The organism is Salinicola halophilus (genome assembly GCF_003206155.1).
Lineage (GTDB): Bacteria > Pseudomonadota > Gammaproteobacteria > Pseudomonadales > Halomonadaceae > Salinicola > Salinicola halophilus.
Genome location: NZ_PZJV01000001.1, coordinates 411771 through 426519, shown reverse-complemented (window position 1 = coordinate 426519; position 14749 = coordinate 411771). Strand labels below are relative to the sequence as shown.

Sequence of the window (14749 nt, the reverse complement as noted above, 5' to 3'; positions counted from 1 at the left end):
CACAGCGTCGCGGGGCCTCTCTCGGCCGGCACGTCCTCGGCGGTCCGCCCTGCGACACGGTCAGCGACACGGTTGTCGCACACTCGAGAACCGGTAGTTCGGCAGGGCATCGATCACGCCCCGTGGGGTGTCGTCGATTCGGCGTCCGGGGCACTTCGCACGCCGATAACCGAAACCACCACGGGGACGCTAGCGCGCTTGCTGCCAAGGCTGTCCGAGCAGGGCATGAAGATGCGCCTCGACACTGATCGGCAGACTCGCGAGGTGATAGCCCCCCTCGAGGACCGATACCAGGCGTCCATCGGCGTAGCGCCGCGCAATATCCATGGCCAGCGTGGTGATCCAGTGAAAATCGTCGTGCGAGAGTTCGACCTGCCCCAGCGGGTCGTCGCGATGCGCATCGAATCCACTGGAGAGCAGCACGAGCTGCGGTCGCTGGCGCTCCAGCGCGGGCAGCCAGGCACGTTCGACCCGTCGCCGAAACGTCGCACCGTCGTCGCCGGCGGCAAGCGGCGTATTGACCACGTTGGGCCAGTCTCCGTCGAGATAACGCCAAGGGTAGAACGCTTCCTGGAAACTCGTGCAGACGAGAACGCGCGGGTCATCGTGAAAGATATCCAGCGTGCCGTTGCCCTGATGTACGTCGAAATCGAGGATCGCAACGCGCTCCAGACCGTAATGCTCGAGAGCGTGAGCGGCTGCGATGGCGACGTTGTTGTAGAAGCAAAAGCCCATCGCACGGTCGCGCTCGGCGTGATGCCCCGGCGGCCGAGTGGCGCAGAAGACGTTGTCCGCACGGTGATTGCAGACCATGTCCACACCCTTGAGCGCGGCGCCTGCGGCTAGCGTCGCCGCGTGCAGCGACTCCGGACAGAGCCGGGTGTCGGCGTCGAGCGTTGCCAGCCCGGAGGCCGGCAAGCGCTGTGCGAGGGCGTCGAGGTAGGCACTTTGGTGTACCCGTTCCAGCGCCGCTCGCGTCGCCGGGACGGGCTCGACCTGCACCGTCTGCTGTAGCGTGCCGCTTCGCATCAGGCGTGCCCGAATCGCCTCGAGTCGCATGGGGGACTCCGGATGGTGCCCCCCCATGTCGTGGTGTGCGAGATCGGGATGGGTGATATAGGCGGTAATCATTGGCTCACCGACGGTTGGCGTCGTTGGAGTCTGGGCGATCACGACGCCCACGCCCAGCGTCGAGTCGCTACGACTTTGGTTCAATGCCGGCTTTCGGGCGCGTGCATCGCGGCCCACGGGCCCGACGTCGATGGTGAGTCTCCGCGCATGAGGATAGTTTCGCGACGCGTGAACGGTGTAGGGTGATGCTCACTCCCGGCTTCGTTGACGGACCTTCATGGCCACTCAATTTCTTCGACGCTTCTTCGCACCGCGCTCGATCGTCGTCGTGGGGGCTTCCCCGCGTGCCGACTCGCTAGGGGCGATGGTACTGAGTAACGTGCTGCGCGCCGGCTTTCCCGGCTCTCTCTGGTGTACCAACCCGCGGGGCTACGCTGACGTCGAGGGGGTGACCTGCTATCGCCAGCTGCAAGCCCTGCCCGCGATCCCGGAACTCGCGGTAATCTGCACGCCGCTCGCCCGCGTACCGACGGTCATTCGCCAGCTCGGTGAGCTGAAGGTGAAGGCGGCGCTGATACTCTCCGGCGGTGCCTCGCTGGACGAAGAAACCGCGACGGGCACGCTTCGCGAGCAAATCCAGCGGACGACGCGCCAGGCCAACCTCCGAGTGCTGGGCCCCGAATGTCTCGGCGTCGCCGTCCCCTCGTTCAAGCTCAATGCCACCTATGCCAGTCAGCCCATCGCCGATGGCAGCGTCGCCTATCTCGGCCAGTCCGGGATGCTGGGCAACGCGATGATCGATTGGGCGGCGGGGCGGGAGGTGGGGTTTTCGCACCTGGTCACGCTCGGAGATAGCGTCGACGTGCGCCTGCCGGACGTCATCGACTACCTCAACACGGTCGGACGCTGCCGATCTCTGCTGCTCCACCTCGAGCGAATCGCCGATGCGCGTCACTTCATGACTGCCCTGCGGGAGGCATCGCGTAACCGGCTGGTACTCGCGATCAAGAGCGGGCGCACCCGGCAGGCCACCCTCGAACCGCTGCCCGACACCCCGGGTATCGAGCGTCGCGACGACGTGGTCGAAGCGGCCCTGGCACGGGCGGGCGTTGTTCGCGTCGAGGACTCCGACGAGCTCTTCGACGCCCTGGAAACGCTCTCGCGTTTCAAACCGCCGCGGGGAGATCGACTGGCGATCGTCTCCAACGGCGTCGGGCCGGCGCTGCTGGCGATCGACAAGCTGATCGACGGCGGCGGTCAGCTCGCCACGTTTGGAGACGCGACGGCGAACGCGCTTCGCGCCACTGGGCTCGACGTGAGTCGCCCCGGTCGTAACCCGGTGGACCTGGGCGGCAGTGCCCGTCCGGCGCACTTTCTCGAAGCGATCGAGATCCTGGCACGGGATAGCCAGGTCGATGCGGTGCTGGTGCTTCATGCCCCGACGCGACTCGCGCCGTCGCTCGCCACGGCGCAGACGCTGATCGGCGCGAAGTCTCGCTTTCGCCATCGGCTACTGGTGAGCTGGATGGGCCTCAAAGAAGCGCTGGACGCCAGAAGTGCCTGCAATCGCGCCGGCATCCCGACCTACATCTCACCGGAAAAGGCGGTACGCGCATTCCTGCATCTCGTGCGCTACCGCCGCGTGCAACATCTGCTGCATCAGACGCCGCCGTCGCTGGCACTCCCGACCCGTCCCGAAACCCGGGCGCGCTGTGACGAGCTGATCGAATCAGCGCGTGCGCAGGGTCGCGATCACCTCAGTCATGAAGAGACCGCCCAGGCGCTGAACGCCTACGGCATCCGAACGACGCCGAGCGTCTACGTCGACGATTTCGAACAGGCCGAGCGGGTGACCGTCGACCTGCCGGGCCCCTGGGCAGTCAAGGCCGTTCACCGCGATAGCTGCCTCGCCTTCCAGGACGGTCGAGGAAATCCGCGCTCGCTCTCCCTCGTTCAGGACCTCGAGCAACCCGGCAGCGTGGTCGACGCCGTCGTGCGACTCGGCCAACGCCTGGCCGAAACCCGCCCCGAGAGCCCTCTCTACGGCTACTGCCTGCAGACCATGCAGCGGGGCAAGGACTCGCTGCAGCTGTGCGCCGGCATCACGCGTGATGCCGAGTTCGGTCCGGTCATCGTCTTCGGCACCGGCGGCTACCGGGTCGATGTCATGAGCGATCGCCAGATCGCGCTACCGCCGCTCAACCAGCGGCTCGCCGAGGAACTGATCGACCGCACCCGAGCCGGGCAGCGACTGCGAAACCATGGCGAAAGCGACGGTGAGGCTGACGAACCGCTCGGGAACGCAGGTGGGGCGGTCGCCGCCGTCGCACGGCTGCTGGTGCAGCTCTCTCAGTTGGCAAGCGATCAGCCGCACCTTCGCGGGCTCGAGATCAACCCACTGCTCGTCAACCGAGAGGGGGTCACGGCCATCGATTTCGCGCTGGACCTGGGGGAGCCGGCGGTGCAGGCGATCATGCCCTACCCGGAAAGACTGCGAGAGCAGGTGACTCTGGGCGAGCGGCTCGTGGATATTCGCCCCATTCGCGGCGAGGACGCCCCGCTGATCACGGCATTTCACGCCCGGCTCTCCGAGCAGAGCATTCGCTACCGGTACTTTCATCACAAGGCGGTACTGACACCCCGAGAGTTGGCCCAGCTCGCCCAGATCAACTACGACCGCCAGATGGCGTTCATTGCCGTCGCGCATGACGACAGCGGAGACGAAGAGATGCTGGGCGTGGTGCGCGTCTGGAACGATGCGGACAATATTCGTACGGAATTTTCGATCATCATTCGTGACGACTGCCAGGGAATCGGACTCGGCCGTGCGCTGATGGAGAAGATGATCCGCTACAGCCGAGACGTCGGAACGCTGTCGATGGTCGGCACGGTATTGATCGACAATCGTCCCATGCGCCAACTGCTTGCAGGACTGGGTTTCCGACTGCGGACCGATGTCGAAGAGGGCATCGTCGAAGCCACGTACTCCCTCAACGATCCCGTGAGCGAGTGGCAACGTCACCGTCTGGCGAACGCGTCGACGTGAGTCGGCGAGCGGGATTGAGGTCTGCGGTACTTGAACGGTCGTTCGATTATCCAGTATTGTCCTTTGCCCGGTTATCGATAAGCTCCTATGATTTGAAACCTAACAATACCAATGGATACCGACCGTAACCTGACTATAGGCGTCAGATGAGGTCGCTCCGACTATCCAGGCCAGACCCACAATGCAAAACGATTCGCAGGTCAAGATTCAGGTTCGAAACCTGAGCAAAGTGTTCGGGGACGATCCCAAGAAGGCGCTCAAACTGCGCGACGAGGGGCTCAAGCGCCCCGAGATTCTGGAGAAGACAGGGCAGACGCTGGGTCTGTCCAACATCGACTTCGACGTTCGTGACGGTGAACTCCTCGTCATCATGGGGCTCTCCGGTTCGGGGAAATCCACCCTGATCCGTTGCCTCAATCGGCTGATCGAGCCCACCGAAGGCGACATCATCATCGGCGGCGAAAACATTCCCCGTCTGAGCGAGAAGGCACTGCTTCAGTGTCGCCGACGCCATTTTTCCATGGTGTTCCAGAACTTCGCACTTTTTCCGCACCGCACAGTGCAGATGAACGCCGAGTACGGCCTCGAAATCCGCGGCATCCCCAAAGCCGAACGCCAGGAGAAGGCGACGCACGCGCTCAAGCAGGTCGGGCTCGAGGGGTGGGAGCACGCTTACCCGACCCAGCTTTCCGGCGGTATGCAGCAGCGCGTCGGCTTGGCTCGGGCACTGGCCAACGACGCCAGCGTGCTGCTCATGGACGAGGCTTTCTCGGCACTCGACCCGCTCATCCGCCGCGACATGCAGCAGGAGCTGATCGAGCTCCAGCATCGCACCAAGAAGACCACCATCTTCATCACCCACGATCTGGACGAAGCGATCAACATCGGCGATCGCATCATTCTGCTGCGTGACGGCGAGATCGTTCAGATCGGCACCCCGGAAGAGATCCTCACGCATCCGGCGGACGACTACGTGGCCCGCTTCATCCAGGGCGTCGACAAGTCCCGCGTCGTCAGCGCTCAGCGGACCATGCGCCCAGTGCGAGCCACGGCCCGCGATACCGACGGCCCGCGGACGGTACTGCGCAAGATGGTGGAGAACGGTCTCGACTCGATCTACGTCGTCGACCGTGAACGACGCCTGCTGGGTATCGTGACAGTCGACGAGATCGACGCAGCGGCCAAGTCCGGGCAGGAGGCGATCGATACGCTGATCAGCAAGGACTTCCCGAGCGTTGGCCCAGACGAGCCACTGGCGAGCCTGTACAAGATGTTCACCGGCAACAGCTATCCCATTGCGGTGATAGACGAGGACTCGCGACTCATGGGGGTCGTGGTCAAGGGTGCGGTACTCGAACAACTGGCCGAAGCGGAGGCTGAATGATGGATTTCGACATTCCAAGAATCCCGCTCGGTGACTGGATCGAGGGCGGGCTCGACTTTCTGACCTCGGAATTTTCCGGCGTCACCCGAGCGATCTCGCGAACGACACAGACCGGCATTTCTCTGCTCAACGACGGCCTGATGTGGATGCCCATCTGGGCGCTGATGGCGCTGGTGATTCTGCTCTGCTGGCGCTTGAGCGGACGACGTCTGGCGATCGGGGCACTGCTCGGCCTGGGTCTGATCTGGAATCTGGGGCTCTGGAACCCGATGATCCAGACGCTGACGCTGGTGGTGCTCGCCACGCTCGTCGCCATCGTGATCGCGCTGCCACTCGGCATCCTCGCCGCGGTGTCGGATCGTTTCTACCGCGTGATCATGCCGATCCTGGATTTCATGCAGACCATGCCCGCATTCGTCTATCTGATCCCGGCGATTCCGTTTTTCGGGATTGGCTCGGTCTCGGGCATCTTCGCGACCGTGATCTTCTCCATGCCACCGGCGATCCGTTTCACCACGCTCGGCATTCGCCAGGTACCCAAAGAACTGGTCGAGGCGGCCGACGCGTTCGGATCGACCCGGAGCCAGAAACTGGTCAAAGTGCAGCTGCCGCTGTCGCTACCTACGGTGATGGGCGGTATCAACCAGACCATCATGCTGGCGCTTTCGATGGTCGTCATCGCCGCGATGATCGGCGCCAATGGCCTGGGGAGTGAAGTCTGGCGCGCGATTCAGCGGCTGCGCCCGGGAGAGGGGTTCGAAGCGGGGATTGCCGTGGTCATCATGGCAATGCTGCTGGATCGCCTGACCCAGACCCTGAGCGGGCGCAAGAAAAAGCCCTGAGCCGCTCGCGCACTGGCGGAAGAAAGGCACCGTAGCCCATTTCCGCCTGCCAGCGATAGCAAACGAAACGCCCGGCTCATGCCGGGCGTTTTCGTGTGCTCGAGCCGTCGCGCGAATCGAGTGTCGCGATCATATCCGGGGATCGTCAGGGGGCCAGCTGGGCGCGATACCACTCGTCGGGTGCCCCCTCGTGGCGGGTATAACGAATGCGGTCGTGCAGCCGGCTGCGCTGGCCCTGCCAGAACTCGATCGCGTGAGGAACGACGCGATACCCGCCCCATTGCGGGGGGCGCTCGACCGGCTGATCGGCGTAGACCTGTTCGAAGCGCGCCAGCCGCTCCTCGAGCCAGCCACGGCCCGGAATCTCGACGCTCTGCTGGGAGACCCAGGTCGCCAGCTGACTCTTGCGCGGGCGACTGGCGAAATAGTCATCGGACTGTCGTTCGTCGACACGTTCGACCCGCCCCTCGACGCGCACCTGACGCTGCAGCCCTGGCCACCAGAAGACCAGCGCGGCCTTGGCCACCTGAGCGAGCTCGTTGCCTTTCTGGCTCTGATAGTTGGTGTAGAAACGTAGGCCGGTCTGATCCATGCCTTTCAGCAGCACGATACGGGCGTGAGGATTGCCTTCGCTATCGACCGTTGCCAACGTCATGGCATTGGCGTCGAGTCCTTCCTGTTCGATGGCAAGCTCGAGCCAGGTGTTGAAAAACGTGAAGGGTTCACTCGGCATGTCGTCGAGCGTAAGGGGCTCGCCTTCGTAGTCGCGGCGCATACCTTCGAGCTCGCTCATGGGTCGGTCTCCTGGGTCGATATCGTCAACGTCATCATTACAGCCCTGCCGACCACGTCAAGCGCGGTGCGTCGCGCGCGAGCGCTGAATGTCTCGAACTAGGCGATGACGCCATGCAGGGCGATCACCCCACCGCAGAGCAGCCAGCCGATCAGGGCGTAGGGCAGATTCCAGCGCAGCATGTCACCCGCGCGGATGCCGTAGCGGGCGCAGATCGCCAGATTGCTGCCGGAGAGCGGACTGCTGCCGGTACCCAGCGCCCAGCTCATCAGAAACAGCAGGCCAAGCAGGATCGGGTCGGGATCGAGCGGGGCGACGATCGGCGCGAGCGTGGCGATGCCGATCAGCGGATGAATACCGGTGAACGACACGGCAACGATCGCCCCCAGTGACAGCCAGGCTTGCCAGTGGCCGAAGTGGCGAATGGGCAGTTCCAGCTCGGCGGGCAGGCTCGCCAGTACGGCAGCCAGCCCGGTGGAGATGACCCCGGCGGAGAGAAACAGCGCGAACTGCGGTGCCAGACGCTGCAGCCCCTGGGTGAACTGATGGCGAAGCCGCGAGCGTCTTCCGTGTCGCGGCATCAGCAGCAGCGAGAAGGGCGGCGAGACCATCGCGATGATCAGTGGAATCGACAGCGACGGCCACATCAGGTGTAGCCCGATCACCGCGACCGCCAGCAGGCAGGGCAGTAACAGGGCGCTGCGCTCGAGCGGAAATCCCACGAACGGCTCCTGCAGTCGATGGACGTCGGCGAAATTGAGTGCCAGCAGCACCGCCGCCGCGGCGAGCCCCCACGGTAGCAGCGTGAGATAGTCGAGACCCGGTGCGTAGGTCAGCGCGACCCCCATGGCGACAAAGAACGGCGACCAGGCCGCCGCCGCGGTGAACCCCCGCCCGACGATCAACGCCTGCGACCGGGTGAGGCGGCCGTCACGCTGCATCCGTTCGCCGAATAGAAACACCACCGAGAGGTTGATTGCTGCGCCGAACAGGTGCGAACCGAGCAGCGTGCCCACCAGGCCGGAGCCCTGACGATCGTGCTTGCCGACCTCAGGGGTCGCCATGGTGAGAAAGCTGACGCCGGCAAACATCATGACCAGCGTCTGATTGATGACGAACGCCTGCAGCAAGGGATAGGGCGTTCCACGGAAGAGCGCTATCGCCCAGAGCGCTACCCCGACCGCCAGCAGCGCCCCCGCTTGCCGACGCGACGCGCGAGGCAGACGACGAAAGAGCCTCAGCGTCGCGACCCAGGCAAGGATCGCCGCCGGCCATAGCGGTAGCGACGTCAGGCTCGCCGCGATGCTCAACCCGAGCATCGCGAGAATCAGCGCGCCCGATGGGCTCATGCGACGACGAATCTCATGAGGCGCTACGGTCGAGCCGACCACGCCGGCGGACGTAGTAGAACGCCGTTACGCTGAGCGCGATGGCGGCAATGATTTCCGCGAATACCAGCCATGAATGGCCGCCTTCGCTGACGATGAGCAGTCCTTGTACGACATAGAGGACACCCAGCGCCGTCAGCCAGATATGCCCGCGGCGACGCTCGAGCAGCAGCGTCGGCAGGAACAGCACCAGCGGCAGTGCCCGCACCACGAGCGCGGCCACGTCGGCATGCCCTTGAACGTAGTGCCAGACGCCACTGGCGACGAGAAGCGCCAGCAGCGCGACGTAGGCGAGCCTCACCTGCCGACGCGAGCTGGCGACCGATTCGGTGAGCCCACTGGCAGCACTGGGTTGCTCGCCTCGGTGCTGATCGTTCACGCCCGCGCCTCCGTCAACGGGGCAAGGGCGAGCGACAGTCGCGCGATACGCTGCCCCTGCGCCTTTGCCAGTGCTCGCTCGTCGTCGTCCACGGCTCGGCTACCATCCGCCCCCGCCACATGACTGGTGCCGTAGGGCGTGCCGCCGCTGCGCGTATGAATGAGCGCCGTCTCGCTATAAGGCACGCCGGCGTAGACCATGCCGTGGTGTAGCAGTGGCACCAGCATGGTGAGCAGCGTGCTCTCCTGCCCGCCATGAAGGCTGGAGGTCGAGGTGAAAGCGGTGGCAGGGCGATTCACCAGAACGCCGTTCATCCAGAGGCCGCTGGTGGTATCCAGAAAGTATTTGAGTGGCGCGGCCATGTTACCGAACCGGGTTGGGCTGCCTAGCGCCAGTCCGGCGCAGTGACGTAGATCGTCCTCGGTGACGTAAACCGCACCCTCTGCCGGAATCTCGGGCTCGGTCGCCTCGCAGACGGGCGAGACCGGCGGTACGGTACGCAACCGTGCCTCGATTCCAGCAACCGTTTCCACGCCGGCCGCGATCGTTTCGGCGAGCATGCGCGTCGCCCCCTGACGTGAGTAGTAGAGCACCAGCACGTAAGGAGTGGCGCCACCAGGCGCTCGAGAATCACTCATCGCTATGCCTCGAATGAGATGGATGGGGAAATGAAGTCAGTCGCTGGACGAGCTTGCCGACTGGCCTGCGATGGTCGTCCGGCCAATACGCCCCCGCCGAAGGGATGCCGCCGCTCGGCGACGATCGCGGTAGCGCGTCATCCGCGATATCAATTTCTCGCCGGCGGTGTCGGGCGATTGATTGTAGGCGGCGGTGAAAGCGGGCTCAAACATGGGTGTCATCGGGGTCGCTCGCTGCCGCCTCGATTCAGGGAGCGCCCGAGGCGTCATCCGGTAAGCGCTTGTAGACCCAGACCGAGCTGCCGTCGTCGAGCTTGACTGCCTCCCGCGTGTAGCGCACGCCGAGCCGCTCGTAGCGGTCCAGCGCCGTGAGCGCGCTGGGCGTCACCGTCAATACTTCGCCCTCGACCTCGACGCCTTCGGCCGGCTGGATATCCAGATCCTGACGACGGTAGCCCGCAAGCGTGGCGTCTCGGGTACTGACGGGTGATCCCATGATCACCCAGCGCAGCAGGTCGTTTCTGAGGGTGCCGTAGACGAACACTTCCTGCTGCATCACCCGCTCATCGACGGCGACGGCCTCGGGTGGCTCATAGCCGTAGGGGCTCATGAAGGTGTACCAGAAATAGCCGGCACCGGCGGCAATGCCCAGCAACACCATCACCACTATCCATTTCAGAATCCGTGCCATACCGCTCGCGTCCTTTTATCTGGCCGAGACGAGGAATGTACCGGAAACCGACCGTTCGCGGCGCAGAGAATCGCTGCTCAAACGCTCAAACGTATCGTTCGTCGCGCCACGCCACGCAATGGGGCGCGGTAAGAGAAGGCGCCACTAGCGAGACCCGACGACGCTCGTGCTAGCATCGGCGTCACAACTTAACTTCGGATCCGCTCCGCCGAATTCGAAAGCCGCTCGCATTACGTCCTGCTGCGATCGTCGTTCGGTTCGCGCGACGCCTCGAGATTCGATCGTTTTGCCCACGGAGGAACGCCATAATGAGCCACGCCAGCAACGACCATCAGGCATTCCGTCAGGCGCTGGGTAACGACGTGCGTCCCTTGAAGAAGGGGCGTGATCGCGCTGCCGTCGATGCCGGACCACGGACGCCTTCCGAAAGCCAGCTGGCTCGCAAGGCCAGTGCCCAACGGGTCGACGAAGACGAGCGGGACTTTCTCTCAGACGAGTTCGTGGATCTTCTCGGCGCGCACGATCCCATCGAGTATCGCCGGGACGGCATCCAGATCGGCGTGCTCGAGCGCCTGCGCCACGGTGGCTACGCTGCCGAAGCGCGGCTGCACATCATGCGAATGCCGGTGATCGAGTGCCGTCGCTCGGTCTTCGGCTTTCTGCGGGAGGCCTACGCTCACGACCTGCGTAGCGTACTGATCGTTCACGGCCGCTCCCGCGAGGATGATGGCAAGGCCAACGTAGTGCGGTCGTATCTCTACAAGTGGCTGCTGCAGTTCGAGGAAGTCCAGGCGTTCTCTTCGGCACCGCCGCAGCAGGGCGGGCTCGGGGCGACGCTGGTGATGCTGCGAAAATCCGAGCGGGCGAGGGCGCGTAACCGCGAGCGACAGCAGAAACGTCGCGGTTGAGTCCGGCCGGCATCGAAAGCACACGGCGCGCACGACCGGCTAGTCACCCTCCGAAAAAAGTGAACCAAGGCGCTTACGACAAAACCCCGGNNCCGGGGTTTTGTCGTGATAAAGCCGTCGTGCTTCAGTCGGCGCCGCGCTTCAAGTGACGGGGCGTTCTCGCTTTCGTCGCGCAAAGAGTGGCTCGGCCAGATCGACCGCAGGCTGATAGCTCACGCTGAAGCTCGAAAGCGCCCGCAGCGCAGCGTTCAGATCCTGATCGTCCCGTAGCGCCATGGCATCGAATCCGCAGCGACGCATGTAGTAGAGCTGATCGATGAGCACATCGCCGATGGCGCGGATTTCACCGGTGTAGCCGAAGCGTTCGCGAAGCAGACGAGCCAGGGTATAGCCGCGTCCGTCGGTGAACGACGGGAAATCGATCGCCACCAGCGGCGCCAGGGCGAGAGCCTCGGCCAGTTCACCGTCGAGTTCGACGTCACTGGCAAGCCATGGGGCAGTCGACGTTGCATCGCCGGCTTCACGCCACAGCGCGAGCGGTACGATAGCCGGGCGCGCCTCGGGCAGCGTCTGCGCGTCCCGGGAGAGCACCCAGGCGTCGCGTACCTGTGCGCCGTGCTGAATCAGCTTGTCACAGGGCGCGTGGGCAATCGGTTCGACCGCGGCTTCGTCAGTCGTGGAATCAGGCATAGACGCGCTCCTTGAACGGTTGGTGGCCGACGCGACGGTAGGTATCCAGGAAGTGCTCGTCGTCGAGACGCTTATCGAGATAGACCTTGAGTACCTTGTCGATGACGTCCGGCACGTCCTCGCGATAGAACGACGGCCCCAGGATCTTGCCCAGCGAGACATCGTCGTCGGCATTGCCGCCGAGCGAGATCTGATAGTACTCCTCGCCTTTCTTGTCGACGCCGAGAATGCCGATATTGCCGACGTGGTGATGACCGCAGGCATTCATGCAGCCAGAAATGTTGAGGTCGATGGGGCCGAGATCGTAGAGGTAGTCGAGATCCTCGAAACGTTCCTGGATCGCCTGGGCGATCGGAATCGACACGGCGTTGGCCAGGGAGCAGTAGTCGCCGCCGGGACAGCAGATGATGTCGTTCAGCGTTCCTACGGTCGGGTTGGCCATGCCGAGCGCGTCGAGCTGCTGCCAGAGCGTCTCGATCTCGTCGACGGGTACGTCCGAGAAGACGAGGTTCTGCTCGTGGGTGACGCGAAGCTCGCCGAAACCAAAGGCGTCGGCGAGATCGGCCACTGCGTCCATCTGGTCGGCGGTGACGTCTCCCGGAGCGTGTTCACGACGCTTGAGCGATAGCGTCACCGCCTTGTAGCCATTCACCTTGTGATCGACCACGTTGTTGGTCACGAAGCGTGCAAAAGCGCGATTGTCGTGACGCAGCCGCTCGTAGTCGGCGATGGCCGACTCCGCGACCGGTCGCCGAGCCGGCTCGGGGAAGTGCCCGCGGGCCGCCTCGACGGTCGCTTCGTCGAGCGTCTGCGAGCCATCCTTGAGGTGCGCCCACTCTTCGTCGACGCGGCGACGGAACTCGTCCACGCCCAGCGCCTTGACCAGGATCTTGATGCGCGCCTTGAACTTGTTGTCACGACGGCCGAACTGGTTGTAGACCCGCACGATCGCTTCGAGGTAGGTCAACAGGTGCTGCCAGGGCAGGTCGTCGCGAATCACCTCGCCGACCATCGGCGTGCGTCCCATGCCGCCACCGGCGAGTACGCGCACGCGAAGCTCGTCATCGGCGTTTCGCCACAGGCGCAGACCGATATCGTGGACATGGATCGCCGCGCGGTCGTGAGTCGCCCCGGTCACCGCGATCTTGAACTTGCGCGGCAGGTAGGCGAACTCCGGGTGCAACGTTGACCACTGGCGAATGAGCTCGCACCAGGGGCGAGGGTCGACGACTTCGTCACGCGCGATGCCGGCGAACTGGTCGCTGGTGGTATTGCGGATGCAGTTGCCGCTGGTCTGGATGGCGTGCATCTCGACCTTGGCGAGGTCGCCCAGGATGTCGGGCACGTCCTCGATCGCCGGCCAGTTGAGCTGCAGGTTCTGACGCGTGGTGAAGTGGCCGTAACCGCGGTCGTAGCGTCGAGTGATCTCCGCCAGTGCCCGCAGTTGATGCCCGCTCAGCATGCCGTAAGGGATGGCGATGCGCAGCATGGGCGCATGGCGCTGGATGTAGAGACCGTTCTGCAGGCGCAGCGGGCGGAACTCCTCTTCGCCGAGCTGGCCCGCGAGGTAGCGGTCCATCTGATCGCGAAATTGCGCGACACGCTCGTCGACGAGCGTCTGGTCGTAGTCGTCGTAGCGATACATCGGGCTTATCCTGCTAGTCATGGATGGCCAATGAGCGCACCTTACTGCCGGCGCGTTATTCTACAAAAGAATAAATACTCATAGTTCGTTGTTTAATCGTTATTAGCGCGCGATCGATCCCGAACGCCCTGCATGCTTTACGGGACGTCCCCGTGGCTTAGCCGCCGTCGCAAGTGTCGAGAACGAAGCCGGATTGGGAGCATTGGACAGCGTATCAGAAAGCCTGAGGCGGGGCAGGGCAGCCCCTGGGCCATGCCTGACTGTCGCGCGCTTCATTTCTTGACTAAAACACTCAGGATTGTCTTGTGGTCGGCTTTTTCCTACCATAGGTGAATACATCTCAAGCAGAGTTCCAAGCGACCATGAGCCAACCCATCCAGATTACCGATAGCGGTCAGGAGTATCTGGCCGAACTGCTCTCCAAGCAGGATGTCGATGACATCGCGGTACGCGTTTTCATCACGCAGCCGGGGACGCCCTACGCCGAGACGTGCCTGGCCTACTGCCGTCCGGGGGAAGAGGAGCCAAGCGACGAAAAGGTCGAACTCGAACGTTTCAACGTCTTCCTCGACAAGAACAGCGTGCCGTTTCTGGAAGAGGCCGTCGTCGACTTCAACGCTGATCGCATGGGCGGACAGCTGACCATCAAGGCGCCCAACGCCAAGATGCCGAAGGTCAACGCCGATAGCCCGCTGGAAGATCGTATCAACTACATCCTCTACAGCGAGATCAACCCGGGGCTCGCCGCCCACGGCGGTGAAATCCGCCTGATCCAGCTCACCGAGGAGCCGGTCGCAGTGCTTCAGTTCGGTGGCGGCTGCCAGGGTTGTGCCGCCGTCGATCTGACCCTCAAGGAGGGCGTAGAGCGTACCCTGATGGAGCGTATTCCCGAACTCACCGGCATTCGCGATGTGACCGATCATACCGACACCACCAACGCCTACTATTGATATTGGCGGGTAGGGATCGCAAGGAGCACTCACCGAGTGCTCCTTTTTTTCGCTTGCTCGCCGGCGCCGCTCGGACGAGTCGGTCGAACCGTTCGGCCTACTGGCGCCGTTCGAAACGACCCACCCGGTGAGTTACCGATAGCGTCTTGCAACGAAACGCCGGAGTCACCGAAGCTTCAGCCTCTCGTTGGCCTGCCGATAGAGCCAGACGACCCCCGCCCGTGACGGTGCGCCTTGTTAGGAGTTAAGACGTTGCTCCGTTTTCCCGCTCTCACACTCATCGCAGCGCCACTACTCGGCCTTGTGACGCCTGCATGGTCGCTA

At 63.8% G+C, this 14749-nt stretch carries 13 protein-coding genes; 5 read left to right on the top strand and 8 right to left on the bottom strand.

Annotation, left to right across the window (positions count from 1 at the left end; translation table 11 throughout):
• Positions 1-189 precede the first annotated feature (189 nt).
• Positions 190-1131 carry a histone deacetylase family protein gene (locus tag DOM33_RS01945; protein WP_110665340.1) on the bottom strand — a complete coding sequence of 314 codons (942 nt, stop codon included), beginning with the start codon at positions 1129-1131 and terminating at the stop codon, positions 190-192.
• A gap of 217 nt (positions 1132-1348) precedes the next feature.
• Between DOM33_RS01945 and DOM33_RS01940 the strand changes: the two genes are divergently transcribed.
• The 3 genes from DOM33_RS01940 (at position 1349) to DOM33_RS01930 (ending at position 6343) form a co-directional block, all read left to right on the top strand.
• Positions 1349-4117 carry a bifunctional acetate--CoA ligase family protein/GNAT family N-acetyltransferase gene (locus DOM33_RS01940; protein WP_110665338.1) on the top strand — a complete coding sequence of 923 codons (2769 nt, stop codon included), beginning with the start codon at positions 1349-1351 and terminating at the stop codon, positions 4115-4117.
• Positions 4118-4298: 181 nt separating this feature from the next.
• Entirely contained in the window at positions 4299-5501 is a 1203-nt protein-coding gene (locus DOM33_RS01935) for a quaternary amine ABC transporter ATP-binding protein (RefSeq protein ID WP_110665336.1), read from the top strand.
• Positions 5501-6343 (top strand): ABC transporter permease, encoded by an 843-nt coding sequence (locus tag DOM33_RS01930; protein ID WP_110665334.1) that lies wholly within the window; start codon positions 5501-5503, stop codon positions 6341-6343. Before DOM33_RS01935 ends, DOM33_RS01930 begins: the two co-directional genes overlap by 1 nt.
• Positions 6344-6488: 145 nt before the next feature.
• Here the strand turns inward: DOM33_RS01930 and pdxH are convergent, their stop codons facing one another.
• From pdxH to DOM33_RS01905, 5 genes are all read right to left on the bottom strand, one after another.
• Positions 6489-7136 (bottom strand): pyridoxamine 5'-phosphate oxidase, encoded by a 648-nt coding sequence (gene pdxH, locus DOM33_RS01925; protein WP_110665332.1) that lies wholly within the window; start codon positions 7134-7136, stop codon positions 6489-6491.
• Positions 7137-7234: 98 nt separating this feature from the next.
• Complete coding sequence (locus tag DOM33_RS01920; RefSeq protein WP_239495229.1) at positions 7235-8485, bottom strand: hypothetical protein; 1251 nt, start codon at positions 8483-8485, stop codon at positions 7235-7237.
• Positions 8486-8498: 13 nt separating this feature from the next.
• Entirely contained in the window at positions 8499-8903 is a 405-nt protein-coding gene (locus DOM33_RS01915; protein WP_110665331.1) for a DUF2069 domain-containing protein, read from the bottom strand.
• The gene (wrbA, locus tag DOM33_RS01910) at positions 8900-9541 is read right to left on the bottom strand and encodes an NAD(P)H:quinone oxidoreductase (RefSeq protein WP_110665329.1); all 642 of its coding nucleotides are present in this window, start codon (positions 9539-9541) and stop codon (positions 8900-8902) included. Before wrbA ends, DOM33_RS01915 begins: the two co-directional genes overlap by 4 nt.
• Positions 9542-9788: 247 nt before the next feature.
• The gene (locus DOM33_RS01905) at positions 9789-10232 is read right to left on the bottom strand and encodes a gamma-glutamylcyclotransferase family protein (RefSeq protein WP_239495228.1); all 444 of its coding nucleotides are present in this window, start codon (positions 10230-10232) and stop codon (positions 9789-9791) included.
• A gap of 308 nt (positions 10233-10540) precedes the next feature.
• Here DOM33_RS01905 and smrA point away from each other — a divergent pair, with 308 nt between their 5' ends.
• Positions 10541-11140 carry a DNA endonuclease SmrA gene (smrA, locus tag DOM33_RS01900; RefSeq protein ID WP_110665325.1) on the top strand — a complete coding sequence of 200 codons (600 nt, stop codon included), beginning with the start codon at positions 10541-10543 and terminating at the stop codon, positions 11138-11140.
• Between the two features lie 141 nt (positions 11141-11281).
• Here smrA and DOM33_RS01895 read toward each other — a convergent pair whose 3' ends face one another.
• Both DOM33_RS01895 and DOM33_RS01890 read right to left on the bottom strand, forming a co-directional pair.
• Positions 11282-11830, bottom strand: a complete 549-nt coding sequence (locus DOM33_RS01895) for a DUF934 domain-containing protein (protein WP_110665323.1) — start codon at positions 11828-11830, stop codon at positions 11282-11284.
• Entirely contained in the window at positions 11823-13475 is a 1653-nt protein-coding gene (locus DOM33_RS01890) for a nitrite/sulfite reductase (protein ID WP_110665321.1), read from the bottom strand. The genes DOM33_RS01895 and DOM33_RS01890 overlap by 8 nt, the downstream gene beginning before the upstream one ends.
• Before the next feature lie 362 nt (positions 13476-13837).
• Between DOM33_RS01890 and nfuA the strand changes: the two genes are divergently transcribed.
• Entirely contained in the window at positions 13838-14425 is a 588-nt protein-coding gene (gene nfuA, locus DOM33_RS01885; RefSeq protein WP_110665319.1) for a Fe-S biogenesis protein NfuA, read from the top strand.
• Positions 14426-14749: the final 324 nt, after the last annotated feature.